This window comes from Streptomyces sp. DH12 (assembly GCF_020873895.1).
GTDB lineage: Bacteria > Actinomycetota > Actinomycetes > Streptomycetales > Streptomycetaceae > Streptomyces.
Genome location: NZ_JAHWGT010000563.1, coordinates 1 through 560 on the forward strand (window position 1 = coordinate 1; position 560 = coordinate 560).

General features: G+C 70.5%; 1 protein-coding gene and 1 pseudogene. One reads left to right on the forward strand and one right to left on the reverse strand.

What is annotated here, in order from left to right; all coding sequences use genetic code 11:
• Positions 1-197 (reverse strand): annotated as a pseudogene (locus tag LPA54_RS35785) (xylose isomerase); the annotation flags it as partial.
• Positions 198-311: 114 nt separating this feature from the next.
• Between LPA54_RS35785 and LPA54_RS35790 the strand changes: the two are divergent.
• Positions 312-560 (forward strand): FGGY family carbohydrate kinase (locus LPA54_RS35790; protein WP_267487974.1); only part of this gene is annotated, 249 nt, incomplete at its 3' end.

Genomic DNA, 560 nt, shown 5'->3' on the forward strand with positions numbered 1-560 from the left:
CTGTCGCTCGCGCCGAAGGGGATGAGGTCGTCGTCGTGGAAGGTCACGCCGTGCGCGCCGAGCTCGGCGAGGCGGCGGACGGACTCGGCCGGGTCGAGGGCGCCGCGGGTGGCGTCGCCGAAGGGGTCCCGTCCCTGCCAGCCGACGGTCCACAGGCCGAACGTGAACTTGTCCTCGGGGGTGGGCTGGTAGCTCATGCCGCGGCTCCTTGCTCGCTGAGACTATTTCGTCATGGCGGTTTACAAATTAGTATGCAGGAACATTTCTGGGAAGAGACACACCCCGCCGGGGCGCGGAAGAGGGAGAGACCGATGTCAGCAGCCGAGGGTCCGCTCGTCGTCGGCGTGGACACATCCACCCAGTCCACCAAGGCCCTGGTCGTCGACGTGGCGACCGGCAGGGTCGTCGCAAGCGGCCAGGCGCCGCACACGGTGACCTCGGGCGCGGGACGGGAGAGCGACCCGCGACAGTGGTGGGACGCCCTGACCGAGGCGCTGCGGCAGTGCGGCGTGGCCGCGCACGAGGCCGCGGCGGTGTCGATCGGCGGGCAGCAGCACGGT